The organism is Neisseria viridiae (assembly GCF_962747995.1).
Classification (GTDB): domain Bacteria; phylum Pseudomonadota; class Gammaproteobacteria; order Burkholderiales; family Neisseriaceae; genus Neisseria; species Neisseria viridiae.
Map to the genome: position 1 here is coordinate 39,433 of NZ_CAUJAJ010000013.1, position 14,920 is coordinate 54,352.

Annotated in this window: 13 protein-coding genes; 8 read left to right on the plus strand and 5 right to left on the minus strand. The window is 50.6% G+C overall.

Features of this window, described 5'->3' with window-relative positions; translation table 11 throughout:
* Positions 1 to 76 precede the first annotated feature (76 nt).
* A complete protein-coding gene (locus tag Q9J79_RS07980) occupies positions 77 to 484 on the minus strand; it encodes a MerR family transcriptional regulator (RefSeq protein ID WP_002213348.1) in 408 nt (135 codons plus the stop codon).
* A gap of 121 nt (positions 485 to 605) precedes the next feature.
* Between Q9J79_RS07980 and Q9J79_RS07985 the strand changes: the two genes are divergently transcribed.
* From Q9J79_RS07985 to ispG, 7 genes are all read left to right on the plus strand, one after another.
* Entirely contained in the window at positions 606 to 1,742 is a 1,137-nt protein-coding gene (locus tag Q9J79_RS07985; RefSeq protein ID WP_439652295.1) for an S-(hydroxymethyl)glutathione dehydrogenase/class III alcohol dehydrogenase, read from the plus strand.
* An 8-nt stretch (positions 1,743 to 1,750) separates the two neighbouring features.
* Positions 1,751 to 2,578, plus strand: coding sequence for an S-formylglutathione hydrolase (gene fghA / locus Q9J79_RS07990; RefSeq protein ID WP_301912541.1), 828 nt, complete (start codon positions 1,751 to 1,753; stop codon positions 2,576 to 2,578).
* Positions 2,579 to 3,106: 528 nt separating this feature from the next.
* Positions 3,107 to 4,258: a cell division protein ZapE gene (zapE, locus tag Q9J79_RS07995; protein WP_301884560.1), complete on the plus strand. Its 1,152-nt coding sequence runs from the start codon at positions 3,107 to 3,109 to the stop codon at positions 4,256 to 4,258.
* A gap of 58 nt (positions 4,259 to 4,316) precedes the next feature.
* Positions 4,317 to 4,742 carry a nucleoside-diphosphate kinase gene (gene ndk / locus Q9J79_RS08000; protein ID WP_301912542.1) on the plus strand — a complete coding sequence of 142 codons (426 nt, stop codon included), beginning with the start codon at positions 4,317 to 4,319 and terminating at the stop codon, positions 4,740 to 4,742.
* 143 nt (positions 4,743 to 4,885) lie between these two features.
* The gene (gene rlmN, locus Q9J79_RS08005; RefSeq protein ID WP_301912543.1) at positions 4,886 to 5,980 is read left to right on the plus strand and encodes a dual-specificity RNA methyltransferase RlmN; all 1,095 of its coding nucleotides are present in this window, start codon (positions 4,886 to 4,888) and stop codon (positions 5,978 to 5,980) included.
* A 2-nt stretch (positions 5,981 to 5,982) separates the two neighbouring features.
* Entirely contained in the window at positions 5,983 to 6,744 is a 762-nt protein-coding gene (gene pilW / locus Q9J79_RS08010) for a type IV pilus biogenesis/stability protein PilW (protein WP_301667186.1), read from the plus strand.
* Positions 6,745 to 6,759: 15 nt separating this feature from the next.
* The gene (gene ispG, locus Q9J79_RS08015; protein WP_301912544.1) at positions 6,760 to 8,025 is read left to right on the plus strand and encodes a flavodoxin-dependent (E)-4-hydroxy-3-methylbut-2-enyl-diphosphate synthase; all 1,266 of its coding nucleotides are present in this window, start codon (positions 6,760 to 6,762) and stop codon (positions 8,023 to 8,025) included.
* 52 nt (positions 8,026 to 8,077) lie between these two features.
* Here the strand turns inward: ispG and clpP are convergent, their stop codons facing one another.
* The 3 genes from clpP to Q9J79_RS08030 form a co-directional block, all read right to left on the minus strand.
* The gene (gene clpP, locus Q9J79_RS08020; RefSeq protein ID WP_301884565.1) at positions 8,078 to 8,698 is read right to left on the minus strand and encodes an ATP-dependent Clp endopeptidase proteolytic subunit ClpP; all 621 of its coding nucleotides are present in this window, start codon (positions 8,696 to 8,698) and stop codon (positions 8,078 to 8,080) included.
* Between the two features lie 87 nt (positions 8,699 to 8,785).
* Positions 8,786 to 10,096 (minus strand): trigger factor, encoded by a 1,311-nt coding sequence (gene tig / locus Q9J79_RS08025; RefSeq protein ID WP_301912550.1) that lies wholly within the window; start codon positions 10,094 to 10,096, stop codon positions 8,786 to 8,788.
* A 205-nt stretch (positions 10,097 to 10,301) separates the two neighbouring features.
* Positions 10,302 to 12,740, minus strand: a complete 2,439-nt coding sequence (locus tag Q9J79_RS08030; protein WP_301912545.1) for a DNA translocase FtsK — start codon at positions 12,738 to 12,740, stop codon at positions 10,302 to 10,304.
* A 221-nt stretch (positions 12,741 to 12,961) separates the two neighbouring features.
* Between Q9J79_RS08030 and Q9J79_RS08035 the strand changes: the two genes are divergently transcribed.
* Positions 12,962 to 14,173: a uracil-xanthine permease family protein gene (locus tag Q9J79_RS08035; protein WP_301912546.1), complete on the plus strand. Its 1,212-nt coding sequence runs from the start codon at positions 12,962 to 12,964 to the stop codon at positions 14,171 to 14,173.
* A 51-nt stretch (positions 14,174 to 14,224) separates the two neighbouring features.
* Here the strand turns inward: Q9J79_RS08035 and Q9J79_RS08040 are convergent, their stop codons facing one another.
* Entirely contained in the window at positions 14,225 to 14,707 is a 483-nt protein-coding gene (locus tag Q9J79_RS08040; RefSeq protein WP_301912551.1) for a DUF4189 domain-containing protein, read from the minus strand.
* Positions 14,708 to 14,920 lie beyond the last annotated feature (213 nt).

The window sequence follows — 14,920 nt, forward strand, 5'->3', positions numbered from 1 at the left end:
TACAATCCGCTTTTTAAACAACAAATTGTTGATTTCTAGTACGAACAGGACAAAAATCCTGTTTGTTGCACTAAAACTAAGCCGTTTCAGGAATTTGCGGCAAATTTACGGCTTTTACCGAACCTAATGCTTTCGCTTTTTGGTAAAACGCCAATTTGTATTCAAGCAAATCTAAATAGCGTTTTAATTCGGCAATTTGACACTTCACATTTTCTATTTGATTTTCAAACAAGGAAAGGCGTTCTTCAATGGTATCGTCGCCAATGACGGTACATTCCGCAAAGCGTTTGATGTCTTTTAAGCTCATTCCCGTATTTTTCAAGCATTGCAATAAGCCCAACCATTGCAAATCGTTATCGGTAAAACAGCGGTTACCGTATTCATCACGTCCGATATTAGGCAACAAGCCTTCTTTGTCGTAAAAACGTAGGGTGTGGGCGGAGATGCCTATTTTTTCGGCAGCTTTGGCAGTGGTATAAGTCATTTTCCCTCCCTCTAAACAAAAAACGGTAAAAAACACTTGCCTTAGAGTGAACTCTAAAGTGTAAACTGTTGCTATGTTGCTCAGGCAAGGCTGTTTTGTCAATGAATTAAGAGGAAAGGCAATGAAAATGAAACAAACCGATTCAACCATCAAATCTCGTGCGGCGGTGGCATTCGCTCCAAATCAACCCTTACAAATTGTGGAAATCGACGTAGAAATGCCGCGCAAAGGCGAGGTGTTAATCCGCAATACCCACACTGGCGTGTGCCATACTGATGCGTTTACGTTATCAGGAAGCGATCCTGAAGGTGTGTTCCCTGTGGTGCTTGGACACGAAGGTGCGGGTGTGGTCGTTGCTGTGGGCGAAGGTGTGTCAAGCGTAAAACCGGGTGATCACGTCATTCCGCTTTACACCGCTGAATGTGGCGAATGTGAGTTTTGTCGTTCGGCTAAAACCAACTTATGCGTTTCAGTGCGTGATACGCAAGGTAAAGGCTTAATGCCTGATGGCACGACGCGTTTTTCTTATCAAGGTCATCCAATCTATCACTATATGGGCTGTTCGACCTTCAGCGAATACTCTGTTGTTGCCGAAGTTTCACTGGCGAAAATCAACCCAGAAGCGAATCATGAACAAGTATGCTTGCTCGGCTGCGGCGTTACTACAGGTATTGGTGCAGTGCATAACACAGCAAAAGTACAAGAAGGCGACTCTGTTGCGGTGTTTGGCTTGGGGGCGATTGGTTTGGCTGTGGTGCAAGGTGCGCGTCAAGCCAAAGCGGGTCGCATTATCGCCATTGATACCAATCCCGCAAAATTCGAGTTGGCAAAACACTTCGGTGCAACTGATTGTTTGAACCCGAACGATTACGATAAACCGATCAAAGATGTGTTGCTAGATATCAACAAATGGGGTATTGACCATACCTTTGAATGTATCGGCAACGTAAACGTAATGCGCCAGGCATTAGAAAGTGCACACCGTGGCTGGGGACAATCCATTATCATCGGCGTAGCGGGTGCGGGACAAGAAATTTCAACTCGTCCGTTTCAGTTGGTAACAGGTCGTGTTTGGAAAGGCACGGCATTTGGCGGCGTGAAAGGCCGCTCTGAACTTCCGAAAATGGTGGAAGATTCAATGAAAGGCGACATTCAGTTAGAACCATTTGTGACTCACACAATGACACTTGATCAAATCAATGAAGCCTTTGAGTTAATGCACGAAGGTAAATCGATTCGCGCTGTTATTCATTACTAAGGTACGCGATGAAACTGATTGAACAACATCAAATTTTTGGTGGTTCGCAACAAGTTTGGGCACACCATGCCCAAACGTTGCAATGCGAAATGAAATTTGCCGTCTATTTGCCAAATAATCCGGAAAATCGACCGCTTGGCGTGATTTATTGGCTTTCCGGCTTGACGTGTACGGAACAAAATTTCATTACTAAATCAGGCTTTCAGCGTTACGCGGCAGAACATCAAGTGATTGTGGTTGCCCCCGATACCAGCCCTCGCGGAGAGCAAGTGCCGAACGATGCGGCTTACGATTTAGGGCAAGGTGCAGGCTTTTATTTGAATGCGACCGAGCAACCTTGGGCGATGAATTATCAAATGTATGATTATATTTTGAATGAGTTGCCCCGTCTGATTGAGGAGCATTTTCCTACCAATGGCAAACGTTCCATTATGGGGCATTCAATGGGCGGACACGGCGCATTGGTATTGGCATTGCGAAACCGGGAACGTTATCAAAGTGTTTCTGCCTTTTCGCCCATTTTGTCGCCAAGCCTAGTACCTTGGGGAGAAAAAGCCTTTACTGCTTATTTAGGCGAAGATCGTGAAAAATGGCAGCAATATGATGCCAACTCACTCATTCAACAAGGCTATAAGGTGCAAGGTATGCGTATCGATCAAGGCTTGGAAGATGAGTTTTTGCCAATACAATTGCGTACCGAAGATTTTATCGAAACCTGTCGTGCGGCAAATCAAACGGTCGATGTGCGCTTCCACAAAGGATACGATCACAGCTATTACTTCATCGCCAGTTTTATTGGCGAGCATATTGCTTATCACGCCGCATTTTTGAAGTAAACCGAAGAGCGGTCAGTATTCAAAGCAGTTTGGGATAGCCGGCACAAGGGCGGTAAGAAGTGCCGGCATAAACGTATGCCGTCTGAACCTGAAGAAGCCGGCCCTACGGATTACCAAACCCTGCCCTTGATTTGATCAGTATCATTTTTGAGCTTAAAACCTGATTGGTCAAACATTAAAATCGCCCGTATTTCCTACTTCACTTCCAAGCTTCGCATTATTCGTTGCCGAATTTGCATAAGCAACCTGTTCCTGTTGTGTTTTCGCCTCCTCCAAGCTGACAGGGCGTAACAGCTTCGCGATTTACCATCTGTTTCATTTGTCCTCCTTCAATATTAAAACGCAGCCTGAAATAAAAGGCATTTGGGCTCATATCTGCACCATATTGAAACGCCGCCTTTGCTCATACCCCCCTTGTGCGCGTCATTATTCTTTTCCACTGAAAACGCCAAGTTTGAAGGAAATCATTTATAATACCGACGGTAAGCATTTTCTTTCTTAGCCGCAAGAAGTATAACAAGGTTAAATATGAGTAATAGAGACCAACTTTTTAAAGCCCCGCCGTTTGAAAACCACAGCCCGCTGACCTGGTATCAAGCCGCCTCACAACTGCCCAACTTTATCCGCGACGACGCACAGGCTGCCGCCATCGAACACCTCGATCGGCTTTGGACCGAATTGATGATGTTCAAACGCAAAAGAAACCGTTTTTTAGGCAGGAGTTTGCGTTCCCCGCAAGTCCCCAAAGGGCTTTATTTCTATGGCGGGGTCGGACGCGGCAAAAGCTTTCTGATGGACGCTTTTTTCGGCTGCCTCCCTTACCGCCGCAAACGCCGCGTCCACTTTCATGCCTTTATGGCAGAAATCCACCGGCGGCTGAAAGCCCTGAAAAGCGAAAGCAACCCGTTGAAATCCGTTGCCGCCGAGATTGCCAAAGAAACCCGAGTATTGTGTTTTGACGAATTTCATGTCAGCGATATTGCGGACGCAATGATTTTAGGCCGTCTGCTGGAAAACCTGCTTAACGAGGGCGTTGTTTTGGTGGCGACTTCAAACTACGCGCCTTCCGAACTCTACCCACAAGGTCAAAACCGGAGCAGTTTTCTTCCCACAATCGCGCTCATCGAGTCCAGCCTGACCGTCTTAAACGTTGACGGCGGGGAAGACTACCGGCTGCGTACCCTCCGCCCCGCCGAGATTTTCTTTACGCCTGCCAACGAAGAAAATGAGGCAAAACTGGCAAAACTGTTCAAAGAAATGACAGGCATTACCGATTTGAACCCCGGCATCAGCACCATCCACGGTCGGGAGATTCCCCACAAAGCCGAGTCCGGCCGTGCCATATGGTTTGATTTCCGCGCACTGTGCTTCGGCCCCCGCTCACAGTCCGACTATCTGTATTTGGCCGAACATTATGAAATGGTTTTTGTTTCAGGTTTGGAACAACTCTCACCGCAAGAAAAGGCAGAGGCGCGGCGGCTGACTTGGCTGATTGACGTGCTCTACGATTTCCGAGTCAAACTGTGTGCCACCGGCGCGGTAGATGTCAACCATATCTACACGGAAGGCGATTTTGCCGAAGAATTTACCCGCACCGCCAGCCGGATGGTCGAAATGCAGTCCGAAGTTTATTTGGAACAGCCGCACCTGACCCTGTCTCCCAAGGCTTCAGGCGGATAAGTTATTTTTTTGGTAGAATACCGATTTGATTCTTCTTAAGTAAAAATAAGGATATAGCATGGCGATTGAACGCACCATCTCCATCATCAAACCCGATGCCGTCGGCAAAAACGTTATCGGCAAAATATACAGCCGCTTTGAGGAGAACGGTCTGAAAATCGTTGCCGCTAAAATGAAGCAGCTTACCTTCAAAGAGGCGCAAGAATTTTATGCGGTTCATAAAGACCGCCCCTTCTACGCCGGATTGGTTGAGTTTATGACCGGCGGTCCGGTTATGATTCAAGTACTGGAAGGCGAAAACGCCGTCCTGAAAAACCGTGAACTGATGGGGGCAACCAATCCCGCCGAGGCCGCCGAAGGCACGATACGCGCGGACTTTGCCACATCGGTCAGTATCAATGCCGTACACGGTTCCGACAGCGTGGAAAATGCCGCTTTGGAAATTGCCTACTTTTTCAGCCAAACCGAAATCTGCCCCCGTTGATACAATACACCGCCCAACTCCTCTTCAGACGGCATAAAATATATCCATGCCGTCTGAAAACCCTGTTGCAAAAGGCTTCAAATCAAACTTGCCTGCCCTGCAATTTTTTATTTGAAGCCTTAATTTAAGAAAAACACAAACACATGAAAACCAATCTGCTCAACTACGACCTCCAAGGGCTGACCCGACATTTTGCCGATATGGGCGAAAAACCGTTCCGCGCCAAACAGGTTATGCGTTGGATGCACCAATCTGGCGCGCAAAATTTTGACGAAATGACCGATTTGGCAAAATCGTTGCGCCATAAACTGAACGAACAGGCAAGCATCGAAATTCCCAAGCTGATGATGTCTCAAGAATCTTCAGACGGCACTCGAAAATGGCTGCTAGATGTCGGGACGGGGAACGGGGTGGAAACCGTCTTCATCCCCGAATCGGATCGCGGCACGCTCTGCATTTCCTCACAAGTCGGCTGCGCTTTGGAATGTACATTTTGCTCGACCGGCAGGCAGGGCTTCAACCGCAACCTGACCGCTGCCGAAATCATCGGACAGTTGTGGTGGGCAAACAAAGCGATGGGCGTTACACCGAAAAACGAACGCGTAATTTCCAATGTAGTGATGATGGGCATGGGCGAGCCGATGGCGAACTTCGACAATGTCGTTACCGCCTTGAGCATCATGCTGGACGACCACGGCTACGGTTTGAGCCGCCGCCGCGTAACGGTTTCCACTTCGGGTATGGTTCCCCAAATGGACAGGTTGCGCGATGTCATGCCGGTGGCCTTGGCGGTTTCCCTCCACGCTTCCAATGACGAAGTCCGCAACCAAATCGTACCGTTGAACAAAAAATATCCCTTGAAAGAACTGATGGCGGCCTGCCAACGCTATCTGGTCAAAGCACCCAGGGATTTCATCACTTTCGAATACGTCATGTTGGACGGAATAAACGATAGGGCGCAACATGCGCGCGAACTGATCGAACTGGTCAAAGATGTTCCCTGCAAGTTCAATCTGATTCCGTTCAATCCCTTTCCAAACTCCGGATACGAACGCTCCAGTAATGAGAACATCCGTGTGTTCCGCGATATTTTGCAGCAGGCAGGATTTGTCGTTACCGTACGAAAAACGCGCGGCGACGACATCGATGCCGCCTGCGGACAGTTGGCAGGTCAGGTTCAGGATAAAACGCGCCGCCAACAAAAATGGCAGCAGATTTTAATCGGACAACAGGGGTAATTATGCCTTTTAAGCCATCCAAACGAATCTCTTTATTACTCGTTCTTGCCTTGGGCGCGTGCAGCACTTCCTACCGCCCCTCGCGGGCAGAAAAAGCCAATCAGGTTTCCAATATCAAAACCCAGTTGGCAATGGAATATATGCGCGGTCAGGACTACCGTCAGGCAACGGCAAGTATTGAAGATGCCCTGAAATCTGACCCTAAAAACGAACTTGCCTGGCTGGTCCGTGCCGAAATCTATCAATACCTGAAAGTTAACGACAAGGCGCAGGAAAGTTTCCGGCAAGCCCTATCCATCAAACCCGACAGTGCCGAAATCAACAACAACTACGGCTGGTTTCTGTGCGGCAGGCTCAACCGCCCTGCCGAATCTATGGCATATTTCGACAAAGCCTTGGCCGACCCCACCTACCCGACCCCTTATATTGCCAACCTGAATAAAGGCATATGCAGTGCCAAACAGGGGCAATTCGGATTGGCGGAAGCCTATTTGGAACGCTCGCTCGCCTCGCAGCCGCAGTTCCCCCCCGCATTTAAAGAACTGGCGCGCACCAAAATGCTGGCCGGGCAGTTGGGCGATGCCGATTACTACTTTAAAAAATACCAAAGCAGGGTAGAAGTCCTTCAGGCCGATGATTTGCTGCTTGGCTGGAAAATTGCCAAAGCCCTCGGCAACGCGCAGGCGGCATACGAATATGAAGCACAATTACAGGCAAATTTCCCCTACTCGGAAGAATTGCAAACCGTCCTCACCGGTCAATAAACAGATTCAAACCATATGAACACACTCCAACGCCGCAGGACGCATCAAGTCCGCATCGATCATATTACCGTCGGTTCAGAAGCACCCGTCGTTATCCAATCTATGACCAACACCGACACTGCCGATGCAAAAGCCACCGCATTGCAGATTAAGGAATTGAGCGACGCTGGCTCGGAAATGGTGCGTATTACCGTCAACAGCCCCGAAGCCGCGTCCAAAGTTGCCGAAATCCGCCGCCGCTTGGACGATATGGGCTATGCCACACCACTGATTGGCGATTTCCATTTCAACGGCGAACGCCTGTTGGCGGAATTTCCCGAATGTGGAAAAGCCCTGTCCAAATACCGCATCAATCCCGGCAATGTCGGCAAAGGTGCAAAAGGCGATGAAAAATTTGCCTTTATGATTCGGACTGCTGCCGAAAACGATAAAGCCGTCCGCATCGGCGTAAACTGGGGTTCTTTGGATCAGAGCCTCGCCAAACGTATGATGGATGCCAACCTCGCTTCTTCCGCGCCGAAACCGCCCGAAGAAGTGATGAAGGAAGCACTGATTGTCTCCGCTTTGGAATCTGCCGAAAAAGCCGTTCTATTGGGACTGCCCGAAGACAAAATTATCCTGTCGTGCAAAGTCAGTGCGGTTCAAGACCTGATTCAGGTTTACCGCGAACTGGGCAGCCGTTGCGCCTATCCGCTGCATTTGGGTTTGACCGAAGCCGGTATGGGCAGCAAAGGCATTGTCGCATCAACGGCAGCATTATCCGTCTTGCTTCAAGAAGGAATCGGCGACACCATCCGCATTTCACTCACTCCGGAACCGGGTAGCCCGCGTACTCAGGAGGTTGTCGTCGGGCAAGAGATTTTACAGACTATGGGTTTGCGCTCGTTTACGCCGATGGTTACCGCCTGCCCGGGATGCGGACGCACCACCAGTACCGTTTTTCAAGAACTGGCTCAAGATGTGCAAAACTACCTGCGCCAAAAAATGACCGTATGGCGCACTGCTTATCCCGGTGTGGAATCCTTGAATGTCGCCGTGATGGGCTGTGTCGTCAACGGCCCCGGAGAAAGCAAATTGGCCGACATCGGCATCAGCCTGCCCGGTACGGGGGAAACACCCGTCGCACCGGTTTATGTAGATGGTGAACGTAAAGTAACGCTGAAAGGCGACAACATTGCAACGGAATTTCTGGCTATTGTTGAAGAGTATGTCAAAACCAACTACGGCGAAAACGGCTCCAAACGCAACCAGAACAAAATCATCCCGATACAGTCCCTATAAGACAAATGCCGTCTGAACTGTTTTCAGACGGCATTTGTCTACTTCACAAGGTTTAAAGCTGCAAAGAAGCGCGGTTTTCCAAAACTTGGTCAATCAAACCATATTCTTTTGCCTCTTCGGCAGACATGAAATTATCACGGTCGGTGTCGCGCTCCAAATCTGCCAAATCGCGGCCGCAGTGTTTCGCCATCAGGCGGTTGAGTTTTTCTTTGATTTTCAACAACTCGCGTGCATGAATTTCAATGTCGGATGCCTGACCGCCCAAGCCTCCGCTGATTAAAGGCTGGTGAATCATGATACGGCTGTTGGGCAAGGCAAAACGTTTGCCTTTCTCGCCTGCCGACAGCAGGAATGCACCCATGCTTGCCGCTTGCCCCAAGCACAAAGTCGATACATCGGGCTTGATGAAATTCATCGTGTCATAAATCGACATACCGGCCGTTACCGAACCACCGGGGGAATTGATGTAGAAGAAAATATCTTTGTCCGGATTTTCACTTTCCAAAAACAACAGCTGGGCAACCACCAAATTGGCGGACTCGTCGGTTACCGGGCCGACCAAAAATACGATGCGCTCTTTCAAAAGGCGCGAGTAAATATCAAATGCACGCTCGCCGCGGCCGCTTTGTTCGATAACGGTAGGAACGAGGTAATTATTGAAATCGAAGGACATTCTTGTCTCCTGTCAATGTTACGAAAGCACCAAAGGGACGCTTTGGTGCTTTCAAGTTGCCTGTTTCAGACAAACCTTTGAAGATGATTAGGCTTGCGCGCCCATCACTTCGTCAAAAGACAAAGCTTTTTCGGTCACTTTGGCTTTGCCCAAAACGAAATCAACAACGTTGCTTTCTACTGCCAAAGAAGTCGGGGCTTGCAGGCGGGAAGGCTCTGCGTAGTACCAGTCGATTACTTCTTGAGGATCTTCGTAGCTTTCTGCGAAGTTGGCGACAACGGCTTTGATTTGTTCTTCAGTCGGCTCGAGTTTGTTCTCATCGACCAGTTTGGCCAAAATCAGACCCAAAGATACGCGGCGTTCGGCTTGTTCTTTGAACATATCCAAAGGCAAATCCAAGTTCGCGGCATCGGCCATACCTTGGTTGACGAAGTTTTGTTTCATTTCGTTTGCCAGGCGGGCGGCTTCTTCATTGACCAAAGCAACCGGAACTTTCAACTCTACGGCTTTAATCAGCGCGTTCATTACAGATTCTTTGGTTTGTTCGTTTACGCGGCGTTCCACTTCGCGGCTTACGTTTTTCTTCACTTCTTCGCGCATTTTGGCAACGTCGCCGTCAGCGATGCCCAATGCTTTTGCAAAATCTGCATCAACTTCGGGCAGAGTTGCTTCGGAAACGTTGTTCAGCGTAATGGTGAACACGGCAGTTTTACCGGCAACGTCTTTACCATGGTAGTCTTCAGGGAAGTTGACGGTAACGTCTTTGCCCTCGCCTGCCTTCATGCCGACTACGCCGGCTTCAAATTCGGGCAACATTTGACCTGCGCCCAATACGAAGGCGTAGTTTTTGGATGCGCCGCCGGCAAAAGGTTCGCCGTCGATTTTACCTTCAAAGTCGATGATGACGCGGTCGCCGTTTCGGGCTTCGCGTTCGACATGGTTGAAGCGGGTGCGTTGTTTTCGCAGGATCTCTACGGTTTGATCCACTTCGGCATCGCCGACGGAAGCGGTTACTTTTTCGACCTCTTGTGCAGACAAATCGCCGATAACGACTTCAGGGAACACTTCGAAAATCGCAGCAATTTTCAGGGATTCTTTATCATCTTGTTCTTCAACGCCTTCGAAACGCGGATAGCCTGCAACTTTCAATTCTTGGGCAACGGCAACATCGTAGAAGCGGCGTTGTACCATTTCGTTGATGACATCGTTTTGCGCGCTTGCACCGTACATTTGGGCAATCATTTTTAAAGGTGCCTTGCCCGGACGGAAACCGTCGATTTTGGCACGGCGTTGGGTTTGTTTCAATTTTTTATCGGTTTCTGCATTGATTTCGGACCAAGGCAGGGACAACACTACTTTGCGTTCCAGATTTTCTAAAGTTTCAACAGTTACGCTCATCATAAACCCTTAAATTTGTTGTGTTGATAAAATGACACCCCTTCCCGGCAACGGAAGGCCGGCGCGCGGCGGATACTGGGATTTGAACCGCATTGCCGCAAAGGGAAAATTTTAGCTGGCAAGTATATCACAATGTTCCTCCCGAAACATAATATGCCGTCTGAAACGCCAATTCCGCCGTTCAGACGGCATTTTGCGACACGGGCTACAAATGATCCTTACGCGCCAAAATTTTACGGCTGCCGTTCAAATCGGACGGCGAAACCACACCCGCATTTTCCAGTGCCTCCATCAGGTTTGCCGCGCGGTTATAGCCGATACGCAACTGCCGCTGCAAAGACGAAATGGAGGTTTTTTTGCTTTCCAAAACATAGGCGACTGCCTGATCGAACAATTCGTCGCTGTCTGCATTGGGGCTGACGATATTTGCCGTTTCCTGTGCCGCTTCGCCTGTAAGCAGCCCTTCTACATAATTTGCCGGTGCCTGCTCCTTGACGAAAGCGACGACGCGGTGGACTTCATCATCGGAAACAAACGCGCCTTGCAGGCGGGTCGGTTCGGCACTGCCGGGCTGGAGGAACAGGGAGTCGCCGTATTTCAGCAGTTCGTCCGCGCCTATTTGATCGAGGATGGTTCGGCTGTCGATTTTGCTTTGCACGGTAAACGCCATACGGGTCGGTATGTTGGCTTTAATCAGGCCGGTAACGACATCGACACTGGGACGTTGGGTGGCGACAATCATATGTATGCCGGCGGCGCGCGCTTTTTGGGCGAGGCGGGCGATTTGTTGCTCGACGGCTTTGCGTTCGGTCATCATCAGGTCGGCAAGCTCGTCGATAACGACCACAATCATCGGCAGTTTTTCCAGCGGCTCGGGATCGTCCGGATTCAGGCTGAACGGGTTTGGCATGGGTTTGCCCGATGCTTTGGCGGCTTCGACTTTTTGGTTGAAGCCTTCCAAGTTGCGCACGCCGGCGTGGGAAAGCAGGCGGTAGCGTTTTTCCATTTCGGCGACACACCAGTTCAACGCCTGCCCTGCTTCGCGCATATCAGTAACGACCGGGCAGAGCAAGTGCGGAATGCCGTCGTAAATGCTCAATTCGAGCATTTTCGGGTCAATCATGATGAAGCGGACTTCGTCGGGCGTGGCTTTGAAAAGCATGGACATAATCATGCCGTTCACGCCGACGGATTTACCCGAACCGGTCATACCGGCGACCAAAAGGTGCGGCATTTTTGCCAAATCGCCGACGACGGGCGTACCAGAAATGTCTTTGCCCAGCGCGACGGTCAGCTTGGATTTGGCTTCGGTAAACACGGGTGAAGAGAGAATTTCGCTCAACATCACGTCTTGGCGTTTGTCGTTGGGCAACTCGATGCCCATCGTGTTTTTCCCGGCGATGGTTTCGACGATACGCACGGATTGCAGCGACATCGAGCGCGCCAAATCTTTCGACAAGGCGACAATTTGACTGCCTTTGACACCTTGCGCGGGTTCGATTTCGTAGCGCGTGATGACGGGACCGGATGTGGCGGATACGACTTGCACGCCGATACCGAATTCTGCCAGTTTGGATTCGATCAGTTCGGCTGTATTTTCCAATTCGGCGGGATTGATGCTGACCGGCTCGCTGTCGGGAATCCGCAACAGGTTCAATGCAGGCTTGTGGTATTCGCCGTTCTGCTGTACTTCATTGTCTTCAAACAGCGAAGGTTGGATTTTAGGCGGCGGCGCAACGGAAACCGCGACGGATTTGCGGTTGCTGCTGCTGCCTTCGAGGGGAATAACAGGTTTGGCGGTGATGTTTTTGGCTTCTTTCACCATGCGCCGTGTGTTTTGGGTATCGACACCGTCTGTTTTGGTATTCGGCCGGCGTTTTCCCAAAGCCATGACCTTGCCGAATAAAGCATTCAGACGGTTTTGAACCACCCTGCCCGTACCGTTCAAAAATTCCAGCCATGAAATCTGCACCAGCAGGGACAACGACAACAGCAGAACAACCAGGATAATCAGCAGGCTGCCCGATTTCCCCAGCAGCCACGCAAACACTGCGCCGACGCGTATGCCGACCATACCGCCGGCTCCGACAGGCAGGGAGTCGGCATATTTTCCGCCCAGCACAAAATACTCCAAGACGGGGCTGAAGACCGTCAGGACAAACAGCGCGGCGGCAGCGATTTTGTGGTTGTATGCCTCGTTTTCCGTCTGTTTTGCGTGCAGACGGAAATTTTTATACAGCACGACGCAGGCAGCCGCTATCCACCACCAGAACGACCAGCCGAAAAGATAATAGCCGACATCGGCAATATACGCGCCGAACAGTCCGCCCCAATTGGCGGCATCTCCGGCAAGCGGCGAACTGTGCGACCAAGACGGATCGCCCATATCGAAACTAATCAGGGAAATCGCCAAATACAGGGTTGCCGCCAAACCCATCAGCCACAATGCGTCGGCAATCAGGTTGACGACATGTTCGGGACGCGCCTTTTTGGCTTCGGTTTTCTGCAGCTCTTTGACCGCCTTGAGCCGCTCGGAAACTTTATTGCCCCGTGCGCCGTTGTCGGCTTTCTTGTTGCGTGCGGACGTTGGGGACGGGCTTCCCGCCCTGCCTTTTGCTGTTTTTTTATGGGATTTTTCTGTCATGCCGTATTACCGGAAAATGCCGTCTGAAATAAGAGTGCGGGACGGCTTGCGGATTGAATATGAAAAGTGTCGGATTATACTCCATTTCTCCTGCTTTCATCCTGCAACAGACAGACGTTGCCTTTCAGACGGCATATCTTTGCCCGACGTATGTATTTTTACGCAGACCCTCGGCAAACCAGTATAATCCGTGCCGTTTGAACCGATTGAAAGAAGATGGTATGAACCAACTGAAACTTGCCGTTTCCGGCGCGCAGATTTTATTTGTGGCATTCGGCGCAATGGTGCTGGTCCCCCTGCTGACCGGTCTAAATCCGGCTCTTGCGCTTTTGGGCGCAGGCTTGGGAACGCTGCTGTTCCAAATCACAACCAAACGCAAAGTGCCAATTTTTCTCGGCTCTTCGTTTGCCTTTATCGCGCCGATTATCTACTCCATCGGCGAATGGGGGCTGCCTTCCACCATGTTCGGACTGTTTGCCGCCGGCTTTATGTATTTTGTGTTTGCCGCGCTGATCCGTTGGCGCGGACTGGCGGCGGTACACAAACTGCTGCCGCCGGTCGTCATCGGCCCCGTCATCATGGTCATCGGTCTGTCTGTTGCCGTGGCGGCAAGCAGCATGGCAATGGGTCAGGCTGACGGCAAACAGGCCATCGACTATACCGATTCACTGATTCTTTCCGGCTTTACCTTTGCCGTTACCGCCATCATATCGGTTTTCGGCAGCAGGATGATGAAGCTGATTCCCATCTTGATCGGTGTCGCTTCGGGTTATGTTTTGGCACTGCTGATGGGACTGGTGGATACGGCAAGCATTGCACACGCGCCCTGGTTCGCCGTTCCCCATTTTGAAACGCCGCAAGTCAACTGGCAGGCGGCACTGTTTATGCTGCCCGTTGCCGTCGCCCCCGCCATCGAACACATCGGCGGCATTATGGCAATCGGCAATGTAACGGGAAAAGACTATACGAAAGACCCGGGCTTGGACAAAACCCTTGCGGGCGACGGCTTGGGCGTGTGCCTTGCGGGTCTGATCGGCGGCCCGCCGGTTACGACCTACGGCGAAGTAACGGGTGCGGTGATGATTACCAAAAACAGCAACCCCGTCATTATGACTTGGGCAGCAGTTTTTGCCGTCTGCATGGCGTTTTTCGGCAAATTCAATGCGTTTTTGGCTTCCATTCCGATGCCCGTGATGGGCGGCATCATGCTGCTGCTGTTCGGTACGATTGCCTCTTTGGGTATCAAAACACTGATTGATGCCAAAGTCGATTTGATGCTGCCGAAAAACCTGGTCATCGTCAGCTCGGTACTGACCACGGGCATCGGTGGCATGACGCTCAAACTGGGCAGCTTCAGCTTTGCCGGCGTGGGCTTGTGCGCCGTACTCGCCATCGTATCGAACAGCCTGCTGCCCGATTCAAAAGAATCCTGACCGTCGATATGGAAATGCCGTCTGAACATCTTTCAGACGGCATTTTCCGTTTTATTTGAGATTTTGAATCAAAGAGCGCACAGTCCCACCGTAATAAGAAGAAGACGTGCAATACACTGTTTCCAAAGCACATTCTCTCTCCACACCATATTTTTTGATACATTGATTGAGTGCGACCTGATGAACGCTCGTAAAACGCGGAGAAGTAATCACGACGGCGTTTTCAACGCTCATCGCTCCCAAGGCTTTCGGGTATGCCAGCGCGACACAGGTATTGTTCAGCGACACGACCGAGCGACACCCCGTCGCCTGATCGCCGCCTATGCCTGCAAGCGTATCCTGCCCTTTGCAAAAAGCCTCCAATTCGGCAAGCGCCTCGTTTTGCGTCGAATCTTCTTTTGTGGTTTTAACCTGCAAAACATCGTTTGCATCCTGCGGATTCTGCCAAACGGCGAGATAGCCGTAAGTATCGGCAGCCTGTGCCGCCGCAGTCATCAGGCAGAGTACAGATACTGCCGCCATCCTTTTTATCATCATAAACTCCTGACGGTTCGTCCAAATTCTGTCGCATTATAAACAAAAAACAGGATAAGTCCCGCCTTATCGGCTTATCCCTCCCCGCAGATGGCACCTCCGGGGCATGGCAAACCGGTTTCGGCAACGCAAATCCGCATACTGCCGCCTTAGCGGCAAGCCGTTGTTTTCAGAGGGCATTACGGGCAACCTTTGCGGCGGGGGGAAAAACCT